Below are 17,768 nucleotides of genomic sequence, written 5' to 3' on the forward strand. Positions count from 1 at the left end.
AAAATACCCGCTACCTCTTCTAGTATCCTCCCAATTTTGCATCTCCGCAGCGTGGGGCGAGATATCTACATTACAACCAATTTGTGATGCGCGTTACAGAAATTGCATAAGCTGGTCATACTGCAGAATTGGCCCCTTATACACATTGCATAAGCTGGTCATACTGCAGAATTGGCCCCTTATACACAAGGAAATCATCATGTCCGAAGAGCTCATCAGGCAAGAACTCGACCCAGCAGTCGCAGCATTATTGACGCCTGAAAATTCACTGCCCACTGTGTCCGATGAAAGCTACATGCTCCTCAAAGAAGCAACTTTTACAGGTCCAGCACTGGCCCAAGAGGCTGCCGCTGCACACAATGTCACCTGGGAAGACCACACAATCGATGGTCCAAACGGCCCCATTGAGGTCACAGTATTAAAACCTGCGGAATTTAAAGGAAACTCTCCGCTCTACATAGCAATTCATAGTGGCGGCATGGTTCTTGGCGATCGCTGGACAGGCCTTGGCTCCTACGATGAATTTGCGTGGATCAATGAACACAACATGATTGTCGTGACCCCGGAATATCGCCTCGCACCCGATAATCCCGCGCCAGCCGGAGTGGAAGATTGCTACGCCACGCTCGTTTGGGCAGCATCCCAGGCGGAGGCATGGGGACTCAATAAAGATCGCATTATGGTCGGCGGAGCTTCCGGCGGTGGCGGACTGGCCGCAGGCGTTGCCCTCATGGCTCGCGATCGAGGCGAAGTGCAGCTTTTCGCACAGTGCCTGATCTACCCCATGCTTGATGATCGCAATGCAACCATTTCCGCGCAGCAATACGGCGAGCCTTATGGCAAGATTTGGCCGCGAGAATCCAATGAATGGTCCTGGAATGCCATCCTTGGTGAAGGTCACGAAGATCGGGAAGTAAGTCCCTACACAGCTCCCGCTCGAGCAACTGATCTCGCAGGACTTCCCACCACGTATATCGATGTTGGATCCGCAGAAATGTTCCGCGATGAAGATATCAAGTACGCACTTCGCCTCCTAGAGTCCGGAGTACAGACCGAACTCCATGTATGGCGTGGCGGTTTCCACGGATATGACGGATTAGGCACAGGAACGCCCGTCGCAGATGCAACGACAGAGACCCGCAGCGGTTGGATGAGGAGAATTCTCACCTAAACCAATACAATCCCAAGTAGCAATCGTTTGCATAATTCCCCACTTCAAACAGAAGTAAAGGGGATCCAACTTAAACAGGCAAATTTATCGCGACTAAACTCCCTCGCAGTGTTAAATTATTCAGTGATGACCATGCATTTTCGTAGAGAATGTGGCGCAAATCTCATCACCCGTGTAGTTTGATCATACTTATTTCATCCAAGTCAATTACTGAGAAGGATTTTCCCTATGGATACTTGGGAACAAACCCTTGGAACGGGCGCATTGCTCGGCATCGCTGCCGGAGCAATCGCCCTTATCCTTGTTCTTGTTATTGTTTTTAAACTGCACGCCTTCCTCACTCTCGTGCTTGTTTCCATTCTCACCGCACTCGTTGCAGGCATTCCAATGAATGCAGTGGTGGACACCCTACTCGGCGGATTCGGAGGAACGCTCGCTTCAGTTGCCCTGCTTGTTGGCCTTGGCGCGATGCTGGGCAGACTCGTGGAAACATCAGGTGGTGCAAAATCCCTAGCCGATGCGATGGTTCGAATTTTTGGTGAAGCACGCGCACCATTCGCTCTTGGTGTGGCATCACTGATCATGGGCTTCCCCATCTTCTTCGATGCTGGTCTTGTGGTTATGCTGCCGGTTATCTTCGCAGTAGCCCGTCGACTTAATGGTTCAGTTCTTACCTTCGGTATTCCTGCTGCTGGTGCTTTCTCTGTCATGCACGTGTTCGTGCCACCTCATCCAGGCCCCATTGCGGCTTCTGAATTCTTTGGTGCGCAGGTTGGATATGTACTGATCGCAGGCATTATTGTCGCGCTGCCAACGTGGTACTTGACCGGTTACCTGCTGGGTAAATTCTTAGGCCGGAAATTCCCACTGCCAGTTCCAGATCTTCTCAGTGGTGGAGCTCAAGAAGAAGATCAGCCTCATAACCCTGCAAGTGCAGCGTCAATTATTGTCATTTTGCTCATTCCGATGCTGCTCATTTTCGGAAATACTGGCACCTCAATGGCAGTGTCCGCAGGCGTTCTTGATGCGGAATCAGCAGTGGTCAAGGTCTTGGGCTTCCTAGGTGAAACCCCAGTTGCTTTGCTGATCACCGTGCTTATCGCACTGTTCTTCCTCGGCAACCGTCGCGGCATCAGCGGATCTGCACTGGAGAAAACTGTTGAAGGCGCGCTCGGCCCCATCTGTTCCGTCGTGTTGATCACCGGTGCTGGTGGCATGTTCGGTGGAGTGCTGCGTACCTCCGGAATTGGTGGAGCTTTGGCAGATTCCATGTCTGATCTGGGACTACCTGTTATTGCTGGCTGTTTCATCGTGGCAGCGGTTCTTCGCATCGCCCAGGGTTCTGCAACTGTTGCTCTCACTACTGCGGCAGCGCTGATGGCTCCTGCTGTTGCAGCTACCGATTTCAATGAGTTCCAGCTGGCTGCGATTGTTATTTCCACTGCTGCAGGTTCTGTTATTGCCAGCCACGTCAACGATTCCGGTTTCTGGCTAGTTGGCCGTTTGATGAATGCAGACGTTCCAACCACGCTGAAAACTTGGACAGTAAACCAGACTTGCATTGCCATCGTTGGCTTCATTCTGGCTTATGCCATGTTCGGTTTGGCGTCCTTGCTCTAAGGATTTTCCAGGTGCTACCCTGAGCCGTTTTAAGAGGTCGACTTTCCCGAATGAACATTTACATGGAAGCGACTCTCAGAAGTCCTTAAAAGCGATTTTAGGGAGGGCACTTTTCAGGGGCAGACCTTGAAGTTTTCACCAAACCAAATGAGAGTGCCCACGGCAGCTTAAAACCTGCTCCGTGGGCACTGTGGTTTGGTTATCCAAGCTCGAAACCGGTCACAGCTGCCCAAATTTCAGATTTCATGGGCTCGTGGGCACTGTCGTTTGGTTTCCAGAGTCTGCACCAGCCAGCATGTCAAAATCTCGCAATTTCTGAAGATCTCTGACATTCTGAAGCGCTTTTTCGCACCCGAAACCCGGTTTATTCTTCCCAGCTTTTCACCTTGCGCAACAACAACCTACTTTTGCGCTGCGATGCTCCCAGCTTTCGGCTCATTTTCGTCAGTACCTTGATGGCATCGTTGATGTGGGGGCCCTTGTTCAGCATGACACACTCAGCGCGCAAGGCCATTGCGGCATCGGTGATTTCTGCGCGGGAAGGTAGTCCGTTTTTGGCCATGTTTTCCAGCACTTGGGTGGCCAGGATTGTCGGAATATGAGCTGCTTCGGCGAGAGCCATGATCAACTGTGGAACTTCAGCCATGCGGTCAAAGCCCAGTTCAACGGCTAGATCACCGCGGGCGATCATGATGCCAAAGTTTTCGTGGCGCATGCCGGTGAGCAAGATTTGAGCCAGGCCTTCAAATCCTGGAATGGTTTCAATCTTGAGCACTAATCCGAGGCGTTCCACTGCTGCAGGATCGTTGATATCTTCGAGTGCTTGGAGGAGATACTCCACGTCAGCGACATCGCGGATGAAGGAAATCGCTGCGATATCAGCATATTTCACCACAAAGCGCAGGTGGTCGAGGTCTTCTTCGGTCAGGCTTGGCAGCGGAAGTTCGGAATCTGGCAGGTTGATACCCTTATAGGCTGCCAGGTTCACGCCTTGTGGGCGAGCGCGAGTAACTTCAAGTTCTACGTTTGTGACACCGTCAGCTGTGTTTTTCTCGATGCAGACTGCAGAGATGGCGCCGTCGTCGAAAAGCACGCGGTGTCCAACCCTGATCGCGCCGACTGCCTGGGGCAGGGTGCAGCTGATGCGCGGGGTGCGTCCGGATCCGGAGGAAGGATCATAAACTAATTCTTCATCTGTGAGAATGAGGCGGTTGCCCACTTTTAAGTTGATGCGCTGGACAATGGCGGGGATTCCGTAGACGCGGGAACGATCATAATCGTGTTCTAGAAGCGTGCCGTTGGAAACATATGCTTTTTGTGGGCCTTCGGCCAGCACTGCGCCGTCAAAAGTCCTGGTGACGGTGAAGGCACGGCGGGAACCACGGGTATCGGGAACGTTGATTACGCTGCCGGTTTTCAGCTTGGTAAACCAATCGGGAGCAACTTCGATGGGTAATGCTTCGCGGCCGGGAAGATTTGTTGGAATGGGAACAGGATCAGAGCCATGCGCAGTGATCCACAATTTTGCTGGTGTCAGCACTTTTCCGGCTTCATTGCGCGTTACTCGCGCACGCCCGACTTCTGCGCCCGGTGCAATTTCACCAGTGCGTACCTTTGGGCCAGCCAAATCCATGCTCACACGGATTTCTCGGCCTACCTCTTCCGCAACAGCATGGATGTTGTCGATCATTTGCTTCCAGATGGTTTCATCATCATGGGCACAGTTGATGCGGGCGAGGTCCATGCCACTTTTGGCGAATCCACGAACCAATTCAATATCAGTGGCAGCTTCGGTGGGCAGAGTGACCATGATGCAGGAAGGGGTGTCTGGCAGTGGTTCGCCGAGAAGGATTTCTGCGTGCTCATCCAAAATTTCATCCGCATCTTCAAATGCGTCAACGACTTCAGATGGTTGGTATAAAGGGCCTTCTCCAGCGAAAGCGCCAACAACGTTTCGGGCTGCTTTGAGTCGTGCTTGCACTGCTGGTTCAGTGGTGGTCAGCCGGGTGGCACCTACTGAAGAAAGTCGTTGCTGCAGGCCACGGAGGTCTTTGGTGCGCAGATGTGCATAGTGCATGAGGTTGCGGGCACCCACATAATGGGTGGGAGAAACTTTGCCAATCGCTTCACTGTGAGTTTGTGTCACCTCATCAAGCTCGAGAATCAACTCATCGAGTTCAGTCTTGATTTCTCGAAGAATGTCCTGGTCAAACTCATTCATTTGCGCTCCTTAGGCTACAAATACACACAAACCTCGGTCTAGTTCATATTTTGCACCTAAACCACACGGTTGGCAGCGCAAGTACTTCCGCATATGCTCTCGAAATCAAGCAAGCACTCACACCACCAGAGAAAACTAGAAGAACTGCTGTTGAATCTCGCGCAGCGTGTTCGCGGAGTGTTTGAAGCGATTCATTTCATGATCGGTGATTTCAAGTTCCACCACGCGGCGAATACCTCGACGGTTGATGATGGCTGGAGTGCCGATGTAAATATCTTCTTCGCCGTATTCACCATGCAGTAGTGCAGATACTGGGACGGCTACATCTTGGTTTTGTAGTACCGCGCGGGTGATTCGGGCAAGGCCCATGCCGATGCCATAGGAAGTGGAGCCCTTGGCGTCAATGATGTGATAGGCAGCGTCGCGGGTGTCTTCGAAAATTTTCTCCAGGCGACCCTCCAGTGTGGGATCTTTATCCAGCATGCGGCTGAGTGATACGCCTGCGACGGTGGCGGAAGAGATGACAGGAAGTTCGGTATCGCCGTGTTCACCAATGATGTAGGCGTGCACGGAGCTTGGGGCTACTTCATAGAGTTCGCCCAGCATATAGCGGAATCGTGCAGAATCGAGGACGGTCCCGGAGCCGATGACGCGGTGCCAATCCAGTCCGGAGAATTTCCAGACAGCGTAGGTGAGAATGTCTACGGGGTTGGATGCGACGAGGAAAATTCCATCAAAGCCGTTGTCCATGACATCGCCGACGATGGATTTCATGATTTTGACGTTTTTGTCCACCAGCTGGAGGCGAGTCTCGCCAGGCTTTTGGGCTGCGCCGGCACAAATGACAACCATGGCTGCGTCTTCGCAGTCAGCGTAGGTGCCCTTGGTGACACGGGTGCGGGAATCTGCCCACACCACGCCATGGTTGAGGTCCATGACATTGCCTTCAAGCTTTTTCTCATCGATATCAATGATCGCAAGGTGGTCGGCTATACCTTGGTTGATCAGGGCATATGCGTATGCCACTCCGACATCACCTGCGCCAATGAGGACGATTTTGTTACCGACAGTCTCTTTCATAACAATCCCGCTTTCTAAGTTCCCGCTCGCCGGGCAGCTCAGAAAATCAGCAAGAGCTTTTGCCCGGATTCCTTTGTTACACCTTTAATTATGCCCGAAAATGTGGTCAGACCAGACATTAATCTTTGTTGAAACAATCACATCCTGCAGACCCCATGGAGCTCTGCAATGATGGCTCATTATGGTTTCGCTCCCCAGATTAGCGTCCAGAGCTCTCCCCCGCCTGATAACAAAGGCAAAGATCAAACCTGCTCTGCGCTTTAGCGCACAATTACTTTCAGAACTCACGCCGGGACTCCGGATGTCTCCTCGCTATCGTCGCAACCGTATCTTGCCGGAGAATATGGGTGCGGGATTTATCGGAGCAGAAATTGCCTCTTGGTGGGCCCTCTCGCCATCGCTTCTTCCCCGCCCCTGGTGGGTGACCGCCGCTAATCTGGCGGTTTTACAAGCTGTAGGTCATGCGATGGCAACTGGAATTCACTCAGTTCTTCCCAGCACCAAGCTCACGTTTTCCAAGAATGCCACCCACATTGCAGTCGGTGCGGTCACCACAACAGCCACCATCGTCGGAGTGGTACGACACCGCGCACAGATCCGGCTCATTGGCGCTAAAAATTCCGGCCCGCAGGACACCATCGCAGGTATGGGCGTAGGAATTTTAGGCTATGGTGCACTGTTAATCGCAGGTGAATTTACCCAACACAGCATCAACAATGTCAAGCGCATTATTGAGCGCATTTTTCCCGCGTGGCTCAGCTTCATTGTCGCAGTCACAGTCATTACTTTAAGCACTCTGACCTTGGCTGATCGTGTGGTACTCAGACGCATGCTGCACAACGCGGCAATCCAGGCCGAACACCTGAATCGGGTGGTTTTTCCTGGCACTGAGCAGCCGTGGGAGCCGGAGCGTTCGGGCAGTCCGTGGTCTTATGAGCACTGGGATGCGGTCGGTTCGCAGGGGCGCGCGGTGCTGTCCGGCGGTCCACGCAAAGACGATATCATCGCGGTCACCAAATCCTCGCCGCTTGATACTCATGAGCCGATTCGTATTTTTGTGGGCATGGTTCCAGGACGGTCACTAACCAATCAAGTGGATCTGATAATCAGAGAAATGCACCGCACGGGAGCGTTGCGCCGCGATTATATTGTGCTCAATAATTCCACCGGAACCGGTTGGATCACGGATTGGTCCGCGCATACTTTTGAGTTTCTCAACCGCGGAAATTGCGTCACCATTTCCATGCAATATTCATTCCTGCCCAGTGCGCTGAGCTGGTACAAGGACAATGACGGCCCCATTAATGCGGCGAGAATGCTTCTCGATGCCGTCCTCCAGGAGCTAGCCAAGCTTCCCGCCGGCAGTCGCCCGAAGCTGTTTCTTGCGGGAGAGTCACTGGGGGCATATGGGTTGGCCGAGGTGTGGGGAGACGTCGAAAAGCTTCTTGGCACCGCTGACGGTGTGCTGTTATCTGGCACGCCGCGGTTTTCGGAGTCCATGAATGCGCTGCGCGCGCGTCGCGATGCGGGCAGCTCTGAGCGTTTGCCGGTGCTTGCTGGTGGGCGACATATTCGTTTTGCAGGGGCCCCGGAGCACCTTGATATGGCCACTACCTGGGAGTTTCCCCGGATGATCATTGCACAGCACGCCTCGGATCCGATTGTATGGTGGGATGCACAGCTATTTCTCAAGCGCCCCGGTTGGCTGAAATATCCTGACCGAGATCATCAGGATGTATTTCCGCGCCTGCGGTGGGTGCCGTTTGTGACGGGTTGGCAGGTGGCACTTGATTTGCTCACCTCCACTGCGGCGCCTGGCGGGCATGGGCACAATTATCATGAGGAATTTATTGATTATTGGGCGGCACTTCTGGATCTCGAGGTCACCCCCGAGCTGCGCCACAGCATTGCGTATTGGATCCGCTCCAACCACATCAAACGCTAATGTAAACCCATGACGACGCATGCGATCCTTTTTGACCTCGACGGTACTCTTGTCGATCACACCTCCGCTGCCCACGCCGCTCTGAAGGCTTGGTCCCCAACGTTGGGCATCGAACCAGACTTTGAGCGCTGGATCGAATTGGATAAATGGGGCTTTGCCCGTTTTGAGCGCGGCGAGACCACACATCTAGGTCAGCGCCGCGACCGCATCCGGGCATACCTTAAAGATTTAGCGCTTGACGACGCCACCTGCGATGGCATTTACACCGGCTACCTCACCGCCTATGAAGAAAACTGGACTGCCTACCCCGATGCCTTGGGAGTCCTCCAACGCGCGGTGGCAACTGGCGATCCGGTAGGAATCTTGACCAATGGTGCCGCTCCCATGCAGCAAGACAAACTTGATCGCACTGGCCTTAACCTGCCAGAACTAGTCATGTTGGCCGCCTCCACTCTAGATTCCGCCAAGCCCCGGCCAGAAATGTATGCCCGTGCGCTGGCTCATGTGGGCGCTGCATCCGCAACCATTATTGGCGATGATTGGGTCAATGATGTGCAGGCTCCCCGCGAGCTGGGCTGGACCGCCTTTTATATCGACCGTTCCGGAGCTGATCCCCGCGCAGACATCTCCTCCCTGGATGAACTGTTTCACTAGACTCGCGAGTACCGCTGTTATTTCTTCTTAAGAGTTAAGGATCGCTATGAAAATTGGTGTCATTCTAGGAAGCATCCGCGAAGGCCGCTTCGGCCAAGGCGTTGCAGAGTGGGCCATGGAACAAATCGCATCATATGACGCTCCCGATGCGGAATTTGAACTCATTGACCTCAAAGCTTTCAACGTCCCTCTGTTGGAATCAGTCACTGTGCCAGGAGCTGCCAACAAGCAATACGATGATCCCAATGTCACAGCGTGGTCTAAAGCCATCGATGCCTGTGACGCCTTCATCTTCATCACCCCGGAGTACAACCATGGCGTTCCCGGCGCGTTCAAAAATGCCTATGACGTGCTAGGGAATGAGTGGCTGGATAAACCAGTTGCTTTCGTTTCTTATGGTTCGGTCGAAGGCATCCGTGTTGTGGAGCAATGGCGCCAGATCATCGCCACCTTCAATATGTACGATATTCGTTCCCAACTGACCTTTTCTACTTTCACGGAAAACAAGGATGGAGTGTTCAGCCCTAACGATCGGCGTGCTGGTGAATTGGTTCGGCTTCTTGATGGCCTCCTATCGGTTCTGCGCGCTTAGGGCTCTGAGATACTGATGAGTGTGAAAGCGCATGAATCTGTCATGGATTGGGTCACCGAAGAACTCCGCAGTGGTCGGTTAAAAATCGGTGATCATCTCCCCAGCGAGCGAGCTTTATCTGAAACTCTTGGAGTTTCTAGAAGCTCACTGCGGGAGGCGCTTCGTGTGCTCGAAGCACTCGGCACAATTTCTACTGCCACGGGTTCCGGACCTCGTTCTGGAACCATCATCACGGCAGCTCCCGGACAGGCACTGTCTTTGTCAGTGACGCTGCAATTGCTGACCAACCAGGTTGGCCACCACGATATTTATGAAACCCGCCAGCTTCTTGAAGGCTGGTCAGCGCTTCATTCTGATCCAACACGTGGCGATTGGTCGGTGGCGGAGGCACTGCTGGAAAAAATGGATGATCCCACACTGCCTTTGGAAGATTTCCTGCGCTTCGATGCAGATTTCCACGTGGCGTTATCCACAGGTGCAGCCAACCCGTTGATCAGTACATTGATGGAGGCACTCCGGCTTTCCGTTGCTGATCACACCGTGGCGCGTGCCCGCGCGTTACCTGATTGGCAGGCCACCGCAGCTCGTTTACAGCAAGAACACCGCGCTATTTTGTCCGCACTTCGTGCCGGCGAGTCTGCTACAGCTTCTTCGCTGATCAAAGACCACATCGAAGGCTATTACCAAGAAACAGCCACCGCGCAGGCCGATTAATGATCCGCACCTTGTGGGCAGTCAGCGATCTGCACGTTACTTTCGCCCAAAACCAAGACACAGTGGATGCGCTTATGCCCCAACATTCAGGTGATTGGTTGATCGTTGCTGGCGATGTAGCCGAGAAAATTCCTGATGTGGTGCGCACGCTTGCGGGATTGGTGGCGCGTTTCGATACCGTCATCTGGGTTCCCGGCAACCACGAACTGTTCAATCGTAAAACTGACCGCATCAACGGAAAAGCTCGTTATCGCTCCCTCGTTGGGCAACTGCGCGCGCTGGGCGTGATCACACCCGAAGACCCCTATCCAGTCTTTGGTGGCGTGACCATCTGCCCACTTTTTACACTTTATGATTATTCTTTCCGCCCGGTTGGCCTCAGCGCGAAACAGGCTCTCGCCCAAGCCAAAATAACACTAGACGATGAACTAGCGATTGCTCCCTATGTGGATATTCCACAGTGGTGTGCCGAAAGAATTTCCTACACAGAAGACCGCCTCAAGGCCACAAAAGGGCCAAAAGTACTGGTCAACCACTGGCCCCTTGTTATCGAACCCACCCACCGACTCTTTGAAAAAGACATCGCACTCTGGTGTGGCACCACTGCCACCAGAGATTGGGCGGTTCGATACAACGCCCTCATGGCCATCCATGGACACCTGCATATTCCCGCCGAAACACGCGTCGATGGCATTAGTCATGTGGAAGTTTCTTTGGGCTACCCCTTTGAAAAGCACCCACCGCATCTGCAGCGGCCGTGGCCTTTTCCGGTCATGCAGATTAACTAATTAAGGTTTTTAGGGGGGTATTGGACGTTCTTCCAATACCCCCCTTGTTCACTGCACCCTATTGACATTTAAAGGTGATCTGTCTTACATTCTTGTGGTCTGACCATGAGGTTGGGCCACTAGGTTCAACTGCGTCCCTTAAACCCCACCGCAAGAAGAGGTCACCGATGACAACCACTGCATCAAATCAAAGTGCACCGCCGAAACAGCAGCTTAATAAGCGCGTCCTGCTGGGCAGCCTCAGCGGCAGCATCATTGAATGGTTCGACTTTCTGGTCTACGGAACAGTCGCTGCCTTGGTATTCAACAAGATGTACTTCCCCACCGACAATGAGTTTCTTTCCACGATCCTGGCTTATGCATCCTTCTCCCTTACTTTCTTCTTCCGCCCTGTCGGTGGCGTTATCTTCGCTCATATCGGTGACCGCATCGGACGCAAGAAAACCCTGTTCATCACCTTGATGCTCATGGGTGGCGGAACAGTAGCCATTGGTTTGCTGCCGGATTACAATTCCATCGGCATTTGGGCACCCATCCTGTTGATGCTCCTGCGCATCCTCCAGGGCATTGGCATCGGCGGTGAATGGGGTGGCGCACTGCTGCTTGCTTATGAATACGCACCAAAGAACCAGCGTGGACTCTATGGCGCCGTTCCTCAGATGGGCATCTCCATCGGTATGCTGCTCGCAGCCGGCGTTGTTTCCCTCCTGACGCTGATGCCAGAAGAACAGTTCCTCACCTGGGGCTGGCGCATCCCATTCGTGGGCTCCATCGTCTTGGTATTCATTGGCCTCGCCATCCGTAATGGCCTAGATGAAACCCCTGAGTTCAAGCGCATCCGCGATTCCGGCCAGCAAGTAAAAATGCCTTTGAAGGAAGTCCTAACCAAGTACTGGCCAGCTGTTCTAGTCTCCATTGGTGCAAAGGCTGCCGAAACCGGCCCGTTCTACATCTTCGGCACCTACATCGTGGCGTATGCAACCAACTTCCTGGGTATTCGTAACAACATGGTGCTCCTGGCCGTTGCTTGTGCAGCACTGGTTGCCACCATCTGGATGCCACTGTTCGGTTCCTTCTCTGACAGGGTCAACCGCGCAACGTTGTACAGGCTCTCCGCATGCGCAACCATCGTGTTCATCGTGCCTTATTACTTGATCCTCAACACAGGTGCTGTGTGGGCACTGTTTGTCACCACCGTTTTCGGCTTCGGCATCCTCTGGGGCAGCGTAAACGCTATCCTGGGCACCGTCATTGCAGAAAACTTCGCACCCGAGGTCCGCTACACCGGCGCTACTCTGGGGTACCAGCTTGGAGCTGCACTCTTCGGCGGCACTGCACCACTGATCGCAGCATGGATGTTTGAAGCTTCTGGCGGACAATGGTGGCCAATCGCCATCTATGTCGCAGCATGTTGCATGATCTCCGTGATTGCATCGTTTTTCATCAAGCGTGTTGCACACCAAGAAAACTAGAACCAACTTCTTTAAAAAGGATCCTCTAACATGGTCAAACGCCAACTTCCCAACCCAGCTGAACTTCTTGAACTGATGAAGTTTAAAAAGCCAGAGCTCAACGGTAAAAAGCGCCGCTTGGACTCCGCGCTCACCATCTACGACCTGCGCGATATCGCTAAACGACGCACCCCCGCCGCCGCATTCGACTACACCGATGGCGCAGCCGAGGCCGAATTCTCCATCAAACGTGCTCGCGAAGCTTTTGAGAACATCGAGTTCCACCCGGACATCCTCAAGCCTGCAGAAAACGTAGACACCAGCACCCAGATCCTCGGTGCATCTTCCTCCATGCCTTTCGGCATTGCACCCACTGGCTTTACCCGCCTCATGCAGACTGAAGGCGAAATTGCTGGTGCTGGCGCTGCTGGTGCAGCAGGAATTCCTTTCACCCTCTCAACCTTGGGTACCACCTCTATTGAAGACGTCAAAGCAACAAACCCAGGTGGTCGAAACTGGTTCCAGCTCTATGTCATGCGCGACCGCGATATCTCCTATGGCCTGGTCGAACGTGCAGCTAAAGCAGACTTTGACACCCTGATGTTCACCGTGGATACCCCTGTCGCCGGCTACCGCATCCGCGATTCCCGCAACGGTTTCTCCATCCCACCACAGCTGACCCCATCTACCGTGCTCAACGCAATTCCACGCCCTTGGTGGTGGATCGATTTCCTCACCACCCCAACCCTGGAATTCGCATCCCTTTCCTCTACTGGAGGCACCGTCGGAGATCTCCTCAACTCCGCCATGGATCCCACCATCTCCTATGAGGACCTCAAAGTCATCCGTGAGATGTGGCCTGGAAAGCTCCTGGTCAAGGGTGTGCAAAACGTTGCCGATTCAGTGAAACTTCTCGATCACGGCGTCGATGGCCTGATTCTTTCCAACCATGGTGGACGCCAGCTCGACCGCGCACCAGTTCCATTCCACCTGCTGCCACAGGTCCGTAAGGAAGTCGGCGCTGATCCAACCATCATGATCGACACCGGCATCATGAACGGCGCAGACATCGTTGCAGCTGTTGCCATGGGTGCTGATTTCACTCTTATCGGACGTGCTTACCTCTACGGTCTCATGGCTGGTGGACGTGAAGGCGTAGATCGCACCATCGCCATTTTGCACAGTGAAATCAACCGCACCATGGCACTTTTAGGAGTCTCCTCCCTCGAAGAACTCGAACCACGCCATGTCACTCAGCTAACCAAGATGGTTCCTGTTTCTGACAATGTGAAGAACCTCAGCGACCTCGTCTAAGACCTGTTGCATCTGCCACTTGTGGCCAATTGGAGAGAATTCAATTGACCACAAGTGGCATCATTATTTTTAAAGCCCCTCGAAAGTTCCACTTATCAGAAAGAGCACCATGAGCAATGAATTAAGCGCCATCACCACCTGGACTTTTGAACAAGAAGTTCCCATTCCCAACGATCTTGGCACAATCCTCGTCCCTGGCGAACGCCCTATCACCGCTTATAAGACTTTTCGTGATTCCGCCGTGTTCACCGATCGTCGACTAATTGTTCGCGATGCCCAAGGTATCCGCGGCAAAAAGGTCGAGATGTATTCTCTCCCTTATTCTTCAATCAATATGTGGTCTTCAGAGAACTCCGGAACCTTGGATTTCAATTCTGAGCTCGAGCTTTGGACTAAAGCTGGGCACATCAAAATTAAGCTCGGCAGAAATGCCGATATCCGTCGCCTTGATCTTCTCATCGCTCACGCAGTGTTCGGTGTTTTAGGAAATTAATTAGAAAACTGCCCGCATTCATGGTGAATGCGGGCAGTTTTTTAACAAGCAGTATTAAAAGGTGACTTTAAAGTTTGATGCCGAAGTTAGCCAATACCTCAGTCAATGCTCCGCCACCTGCAAAGAGTCCACCGACAAAGCCGAAGATAGCTAGCAGTGGAGCAAGAATTGCGGCCAAGCCGAACTCAGAAGAACCGGACTCGGAAGAGGAATCTTCTACTGGAACTTCAGATTCTTCATCGCGCTGTTCCTTGGACAGAGTGAACTGATCCACAAGTGCACCGGTAACAGCATCCTTGGTGGTCACAGTCAGACCTTCTGAAGTGAGTTCAACGTTGGTGTAATCCTGTACCTTGTCCTGATCCCAGATTGCGGTGTAGGTACGGATCTTGCTCTGCTCAACGGTGTCCTGGAAACCCAAACCATTCTCATCGTTTTTGCCGGTCTGGAAATCATAGAAATCGTAGAACTTAGATCCAGAGGAAGAGTTCGCAGCGACATAAACAACTTCTCCGTCCTTCGGATGCAGCATTTCACCGGCTACTGCCTCACGTCCTGCATCTACCGGGGTGAAACCGTTCATCAGGTGGGAACGAGTGTAGATGTGATCATGTCCGCCCAGAACCAGGTCAACGTTGAGCTCAGAGATCACTGGGGTCAAACGTTCGCGCTGGTACTTAATGCGAGTGTCATCCATGTGGTAGGCCTGGGAGTAGGTCGAGTGGTGGTAGGTCAAAACGATCCACTCTTTGTCTGCTCCATGAGCAGCAACGGTATCGCGCAGGAATGCGATGTCATCGTCGATGTCCATGTAGTCATTGGAGTCCACGGACAGGAAAAGCGCGTTGTTGTATTCGAAGAAGTAGTTCTCATCTACCTGGTTTGGACGTGGGTACATCGCGTCGTAGGCATCGTAGTTGTACTGATCGTGGTTACCGTTGTTGACAGCCAGACGGTAGCTACGCAGGGTCTCTGGGGAAATATAGGCGGAGTGCTCATCCCAGTTGGAGTGGTTTGCCTGGTCACCTGCAGACAGGATGAAAGAGGTCTCTGGGTTTTCAGAGGTAGCGAGTTCCAGGTTGGAAGCCCAGTTCTGTACTTCTTCTGCACGGTCTGAGTGGGTGTTGTATAGCTGGGTATCGCCGAAGAAGAGGAAGTTCCAGTCATCGCCATAAGTGCTGGTGTTGAGGGTTTGCACCTCAGACCAGCCATCAGTTTCAGAACCAACGCGGTAGGAGTAGGTGGTGTTTTCTGCCAAGCCGGTTACGGTAGCGCGGTTGACTGCACCAGCACGGTACTCGACGTACTCGCCTTCGGCCTTCTTACGGAAGTCACCTTCAGTGTTCACAATGTTTACGTCTTCGGACACTGCCTCAACGGTGAGTGGGGCTGCAAAAGAATCATCTAGAGACAGCTGCGCAACCTGGCCGTTGAGTCCCTGAGCTGTGATCCAGTTGAAGATAATCTCGGATTCAGTTGCGCCGACTCCGACAACCACATCATGTGGAACAGAAGTGAAGGCTGCATCGCGGGCGATACCAGAATCGAAGCCAACAGCAGGTGCAGTAGTCTCAACTGCGATTGCTGGGGTAAGGGAAAGGCCGAGAGAAGCTGCAGTAATGCTTGCGGTAAGCATCATACGAAAACGGCGGGAAGCCATAATGGAACTCCTAGGAGAAAGATTCAAGACGATAAATTAGTACTACTTACAAAAAGCTAATAGTTATCTGTCAAAATCTCTCTCGATGAATACGAGTAATCTGCCGGCCACATGGGTTTTAAACAAAACTTTGTCAAGAGTTCACTCTCTCGACAGGTAAGGGACATTCCTAGGACATGCTTCGGGGGCGACAGTAGCCACCCTCCCCTTTTATAGCCCTGACCAGTAACAATTCTTCTACATGCACTCCACAGGCTCGTAAAAGCTAATTATTCTCTTTCGCCCGGATCAGATCCAACGCCACCATGCCACCGATAATTACTTTTCGGATGTCTTCTGGAACTTGTTCATCAAAAATTACTGCATAAGTACTGCGCCCTAACAAGCCTTTGGCCGCACCAGACCATTTTCTTGATACCTTCGCTGGAATGCGATCCCCCATGCGGAATTCGAAATCAAAGCCGAGGAAATTTCCGTGCATCTCAATAACACTGCCACCGGCAAGCTCAATATCCATACGCTTATTAAAGAAGGTAAAGCGCTTGCGCACATGAGCAATCGGGGTGCCATCGCTATCAGTGATTTCAAAGGTGTCGCGTACAAAATTCATCGGATCGCGCACCTGCATAACGGGTGTACCGGAGGCATCTACCAAGGTGAAACGACGATCGCCTTTGACCAACCGGGAACCCAAAGATCCTTCGGTGTTGATCTTTAAGACAACCTCTCCCTGCGGGTTGTAGATCTCAAAGTTGTTGGTCAAAAATGAAGAAACCTGCTGGACAATCAAGGTGTCATAGCTAAATGGATTCATTGTGGCCCTCATTTTTTACTAACCATGCAGAAGCTGCGACAACAAGTGCCTCGATACCGCGATCAAGGGTGGGTTGAATATCTGGTGCAAATGCTGGCGAGTGATTACCCGGCGCGGCTGCTGGATCTGCAAAACCACCCAAGCCCCAGTAGGAATATGGAACGCCAAAGGCATCCGGGATAATGGAGAAATCCTCAGAGGCTGGAACCTGCGCTAAATCAGTGGACTCTTCTCCGAAGTATTCATCGAATGCTGCACGAACGCGCGCGGTGGCCGATACTTCGTTATGGGTTAATGGGTACTGGTCATAATACTTAAACTCAGGTGGCTCCGGGCTCCTGGCTGCTTCGCATTCATGGCGCACAATCCGCTCAATTGCCTCATGTAAGTGGGCTGCAACTTCTTTGGAAAAAGCACGGGTATTTAGTTGAAGCACGGCGGAATCTGGAATGATATTAGATTTTGTGCCGGCGTGAAAACTGCCCACGGTCAGCACTGCGGTCTCGCTAGCTGCGATTTCTCTTGACACCACAGATTGCAGACGCGTGACGATAGCGGCACCCAGCACAATCGGATCCACACCGAGGTTGGGCATAGAGCCATGCGATCCTTTGCCGTGCAGCGTAATTTCAATCGACGCAGCCTCCGACATCACCGCACCCACGCGCGTGCCCACCGCCCCGCCGGGCAGGGTGCCCAGCACATGCTGGCCGAGGTAGACATCCGGGGTAGGAAGCTTATCGACGATCCCCTCCTCCACCATCATCTTTGCACCAGCTGCTGTCTCTTCAGCTGGCTGGAAAACGGCAATAAATGTGCCATTCCAAGATTCCTTATGGGAGTTAAGTGCCTGCACTGCACCCAGCAGGGAGGAAATGTGCACATCGTGACCACAGGAATGCGCTACTGGAGTTTCTTTACCGGTGTTGTTATCAACTTGGGTAACTCCAGTTGCTGCATAATCCTTATCGGATCGTTCTGCCATAGGAAGTGCATCAATATCACCACGAGCTGCAACAACTGGGCCATCACCATTGTTGATCACTGCGACAACTCCAGTGTCACCAATGCGTTGAACATCCTCCACACCATAAGATTCCAACTCTGCGATGATGCGCTTAGCTGTCTCAAATTCTTGCAGGGATAGCTCCGGATGCTGATGGAAGTACTTATACAGTTCTTCTCGGTAGCCGCGGGTTTGGTCCAGGTCTGAAAGAATTGTGGAAAGCGTCATGCCTTAAGCGTAATCCG

General features: G+C 52.7%; 15 protein-coding genes. 10 read left to right on the plus strand and 5 right to left on the minus strand.

Going from position 1 to position 17,768, the window contains the following annotated elements; translation table 11 throughout:
- The first annotated feature begins 199 nt into the window (after window positions 1-199).
- Both ccrud_RS13255 and ccrud_RS13260 read left to right on the plus strand, forming a co-directional pair.
- Window positions 200-1,171 carry an alpha/beta hydrolase gene (locus ccrud_RS13255; protein WP_066568840.1) on the plus strand — a complete coding sequence of 324 codons (972 nt, stop codon included), beginning with the start codon at window positions 200-202 and terminating at the stop codon, window positions 1,169-1,171.
- A 228-nt stretch (window positions 1,172-1,399) separates the two neighbouring features.
- Complete coding sequence (locus ccrud_RS13260; RefSeq protein ID WP_066568845.1) at window positions 1,400-2,791, plus strand: GntP family permease; 1,392 nt, start codon at window positions 1,400-1,402, stop codon at window positions 2,789-2,791.
- Between the two features lie 364 nt (window positions 2,792-3,155).
- On the opposite strand, the gene ccrud_RS13265 is transcribed toward ccrud_RS13260, so the two are convergent.
- Both ccrud_RS13265 and ccrud_RS13270 read right to left on the minus strand, forming a co-directional pair.
- A complete protein-coding gene (locus tag ccrud_RS13265; protein ID WP_066568846.1) occupies window positions 3,156-5,012 on the minus strand; it encodes a pyruvate kinase in 1,857 nt (618 codons plus the stop codon).
- Window positions 5,013-5,147: 135 nt separating this feature from the next.
- Window positions 5,148-6,092 carry an L-lactate dehydrogenase gene (locus ccrud_RS13270; RefSeq protein WP_066568847.1) on the minus strand — a complete coding sequence of 315 codons (945 nt, stop codon included), beginning with the start codon at window positions 6,090-6,092 and terminating at the stop codon, window positions 5,148-5,150.
- A 301-nt stretch (window positions 6,093-6,393) separates the two neighbouring features.
- Here ccrud_RS13270 and ccrud_RS13275 point away from each other — a divergent pair, with 301 nt between their 5' ends.
- The 8 genes from ccrud_RS13275 (at window position 6,394) to ccrud_RS13310 (ending at window position 14,043) form a co-directional block, all read left to right on the plus strand.
- A complete protein-coding gene (locus ccrud_RS13275) occupies window positions 6,394-8,037 on the plus strand; it encodes an alpha/beta-hydrolase family protein (protein WP_245670290.1) in 1,644 nt (547 codons plus the stop codon).
- Window positions 8,038-8,046: 9 nt separating this feature from the next.
- Window positions 8,047-8,691 carry an HAD family hydrolase gene (locus ccrud_RS13280; protein ID WP_066568853.1) on the plus strand — a complete coding sequence of 215 codons (645 nt, stop codon included), beginning with the start codon at window positions 8,047-8,049 and terminating at the stop codon, window positions 8,689-8,691.
- Between the two features lie 46 nt (window positions 8,692-8,737).
- On the plus strand, window positions 8,738-9,283 hold the full coding sequence (locus ccrud_RS13285) for an NADPH-dependent FMN reductase (RefSeq protein WP_066568855.1): 546 nt from the start codon (window positions 8,738-8,740) through the stop codon (window positions 9,281-9,283).
- Window positions 9,284-9,298: 15 nt separating this feature from the next.
- Window positions 9,299-9,997 (plus strand): FadR/GntR family transcriptional regulator, encoded by a 699-nt coding sequence (locus ccrud_RS13290; RefSeq protein WP_066568857.1) that lies wholly within the window; start codon window positions 9,299-9,301, stop codon window positions 9,995-9,997.
- The gene (locus ccrud_RS13295) at window positions 9,997-10,785 is read left to right on the plus strand and encodes a metallophosphoesterase family protein (RefSeq protein ID WP_066568858.1); all 789 of its coding nucleotides are present in this window, start codon (window positions 9,997-9,999) and stop codon (window positions 10,783-10,785) included. Before ccrud_RS13290 ends, ccrud_RS13295 begins: the two co-directional genes overlap by 1 nt.
- Window positions 10,786-10,952: 167 nt before the next feature.
- Complete coding sequence (locus tag ccrud_RS13300) at window positions 10,953-12,257, plus strand: MFS transporter (RefSeq protein ID WP_074025536.1); 1,305 nt, start codon at window positions 10,953-10,955, stop codon at window positions 12,255-12,257.
- Window positions 12,258-12,287: 30 nt separating this feature from the next.
- Window positions 12,288-13,550, plus strand: coding sequence for a quinone-dependent L-lactate dehydrogenase (lldD, locus tag ccrud_RS13305; RefSeq protein ID WP_066568869.1), 1,263 nt, complete (start codon window positions 12,288-12,290; stop codon window positions 13,548-13,550).
- A gap of 109 nt (window positions 13,551-13,659) precedes the next feature.
- Entirely contained in the window at window positions 13,660-14,043 is a 384-nt protein-coding gene (locus tag ccrud_RS13310; protein WP_066568871.1) for a PH domain-containing protein, read from the plus strand.
- 67 nt (window positions 14,044-14,110) lie between these two features.
- Here the strand turns inward: ccrud_RS13310 and ccrud_RS13315 are convergent, their stop codons facing one another.
- The 3 genes from ccrud_RS13315 to ccrud_RS13325 all read right to left on the minus strand — a co-directional run bounded on the left by ccrud_RS13315 (window position 14,111) and on the right by ccrud_RS13325 (window position 17,751).
- On the minus strand, window positions 14,111-15,703 hold the full coding sequence (locus ccrud_RS13315) for a purple acid phosphatase family protein (RefSeq protein WP_066568876.1): 1,593 nt from the start codon (window positions 15,701-15,703) through the stop codon (window positions 14,111-14,113).
- Between the two features lie 265 nt (window positions 15,704-15,968).
- Window positions 15,969-16,517 carry an LURP-one-related/scramblase family protein gene (locus ccrud_RS13320; protein ID WP_066568878.1) on the minus strand — a complete coding sequence of 183 codons (549 nt, stop codon included), beginning with the start codon at window positions 16,515-16,517 and terminating at the stop codon, window positions 15,969-15,971.
- Complete coding sequence (locus ccrud_RS13325; RefSeq protein WP_066568888.1) at window positions 16,504-17,751, minus strand: amidohydrolase; 1,248 nt, start codon at window positions 17,749-17,751, stop codon at window positions 16,504-16,506. Before ccrud_RS13325 ends, ccrud_RS13320 begins: the two co-directional genes overlap by 14 nt.
- Window positions 17,752-17,768 lie beyond the last annotated feature (17 nt).

It is taken from the genome of Corynebacterium crudilactis (assembly GCF_001643015.1).
In the GTDB taxonomy this organism is placed as follows: domain Bacteria; phylum Actinomycetota; class Actinomycetes; order Mycobacteriales; family Mycobacteriaceae; genus Corynebacterium; species Corynebacterium crudilactis.